Source organism: Lysobacter sp. 2RAF19 (genome assembly GCF_052115395.1).
GTDB lineage: Bacteria > Pseudomonadota > Gammaproteobacteria > Xanthomonadales > Xanthomonadaceae > Noviluteimonas.
The window spans coordinates 1-2,110 of record NZ_JBFRGO010000008.1 but is presented as its reverse complement, the minus strand read 5'-3'; the positions used below and the strand labels follow the sequence as shown (position 1 = coordinate 2,110).

The 2,110-nt window shown below is 56.8% G+C and carries 3 protein-coding genes; all 3 read right to left on the bottom strand.

What is annotated here, in order from left to right:
• Positions 1-232: 232 nt before the first annotated feature.
• On the bottom strand, positions 233-703 hold the full coding sequence (locus tag AB4059_RS15925) for a hypothetical protein (protein WP_498980226.1): 471 nt from the start codon (positions 701-703) through the stop codon (positions 233-235).
• Between the two features lie 57 nt (positions 704-760).
• Positions 761-1,003: a hypothetical protein gene (locus AB4059_RS15920; RefSeq protein WP_498980224.1), complete on the bottom strand. Its 243-nt coding sequence runs from the start codon at positions 1,001-1,003 to the stop codon at positions 761-763.
• A gap of 165 nt (positions 1,004-1,168) precedes the next feature.
• On the bottom strand, positions 1,169-2,110 hold a 942-nt coding region (locus tag AB4059_RS15915; RefSeq protein ID WP_498980223.1), incomplete at its 5' end, for an RHS repeat-associated core domain-containing protein.

The window sequence follows — 2,110 nt, the reverse complement described above, 5'->3', positions numbered from 1 at the left end:
GCGACAGGATGTTGCCGTTCGGATACCCCGGCGCCCAAGCCATGGCTCGGCGGCCGTGGCCGTCATAGCGATAGCTTTCCTTGCCGGTGACGGCTCGCAGGCGATTGCCGAAGTCGAAGTCGAAGTCCTGCCCGTTCTTGTTGTCGAGGTTTCCCTGCACGTCCGAGGAGAGCGCCCTTCCATCATTGGCGCGCCGCCGGGAACCTTGCGGGTCGCTTCGATCAAGGGCGAATTATTGGAGCTTTGCAAGACTCCAATTCAATTCATCGACAGGAAGAGCGCACTGCTTCCCGTCGATTTCAATTAAGGCGTGATTGAACGGAGGTCTATCGAAATACCATCCCCCGTGCACCGATACAAAACGATCGAGCGCATAGCCTCCGTCCACGACCCGAACTTGAGCTCCCGATAGAGCGTCAATCACAAGCGCATGAGCCGGCTGGCAACGAACCTCGTGGGTGGGCAGGTCGTCAGGAAATGAGAAGCGGCTACTTCCTCCACGGCAATCAGCACCTTCCCCATACACGGACAATCTAAGACCACCGGATCGAATGTTTAGGGATGCCTCAACCAGCACCTCCCAATTCGCTTGACTCCAATCCCAAAGCAGCCCTTCTTGAGTGCCACGCGCCTCTTCTTCAGCAAGCGCACGCCAGCTGGCATTCAATACGTTGATGAATGCAACTATTGCACTATCGATCATGGCTTAATTTCCGCTTCATCCGGCTCATTAAACCGATTGTTCACGCCGTAGTTGTAGCTACTCCGATTCGAAACGTCTTCTCATTTCCGCGAACACGACCATCGCATCGTCTTCGTGATCGAAGATGTCCTCCGACAGATACGGGTTCTCCAGGAATTCGACGGGATCCATTGAGAGCGTCAGGCCTTGATATCTGATCACCCAGAACTTGGAGGGTCGGGAGTCCGTGATTTCGAACAGGCAGGACGGCACGGGGATGAGCCGGTCGTTGTCGCTGACGATCCAGTACAACGTGACCATCCCATAGATTCCGGAGTCGGGAATGCATGCAAGGCAATAGACCGTGTATTCCTTTCCCAGTGTCAAGGGGAAGACCGGCATGTATTCCGGTCTGACGCCCATAGCTACGCGCTGTTCATCGTTAATCTGCGTTTGGATCGCCTTAACTCTCATTTCGTGACCTCGTCATGGATTGATTACGGTCTTTGGCTCGATTATCTGCCCGGTAGTCGAGTTACGAAATGCATGCGTTTCGACATGCGAACCATCCGCTGCGTCGTACGATGAACTCGAAACCTTCTGATAATCTGCCGCCTGTCCACCATGTTGACTCGCGAGATTTTCCGCCGCTCTCAAGGGTTTGTGCGCAGCAACCCCGTGGGTTACCGTCCCCAAACCAGATGCTAACTCCCCAAGTTGCTGTTGACTTGCGAGGCCCTTGCTTAGTTGCACGCTCTTCCCGGCGGCAGCACCTTTACCGGGAAGTCCAAGTTCATTTGCCGAGCGGCTGCTTCTTGCTGCGTCACCGGCGTGAGCTGCGGCCCGGAGACCCGCGCCCAATCCGGTGACGCCCGGAATGGCGATCCCGGCAAGGTCCGCCGCAAGCGCGCCAGCATTCGTCCAACTGGGCTGGGTAGCCAGCGTGTATGCGCTGTAGGCCGCAAAACCGACGTCGAAGACTGTATCGATCACCCGCCCATCAGGATCGCGATACTTGTACGGGTTGTTCGCCGCGTAATTGAATCGATTGAAGTTCCACCCGCTCGACGGATCGGCGGCAACGGGGTCCACCGACAGGAATCGCCCCGCCAATGGATCGAAGTAGCGCTGCTGCATATACGTCAGCCCGGTGGCCGCATCCTCTATATGCCCCGTGAATCCAGGCCCGTCGTGCGTCGGCCGATTCAGTACCTTGCCGTAAGGCTCATACTCGGTGCGCTCAAGAGGGACGCGATTCGAATCCGTCACCGCTACCGGACTTCCCAGCGCATCGGTGTGCTGGTACTTGACGACATGGTTGCTCGCCCCAATCGGCGTCTCGCGAATCGCCACAAGTCTGCTGCCCAGATAGAAATAGGCGTGAAGCTTGTTTTTACGTGAATCGTGCTGGTAACGCAGCACGCCGCC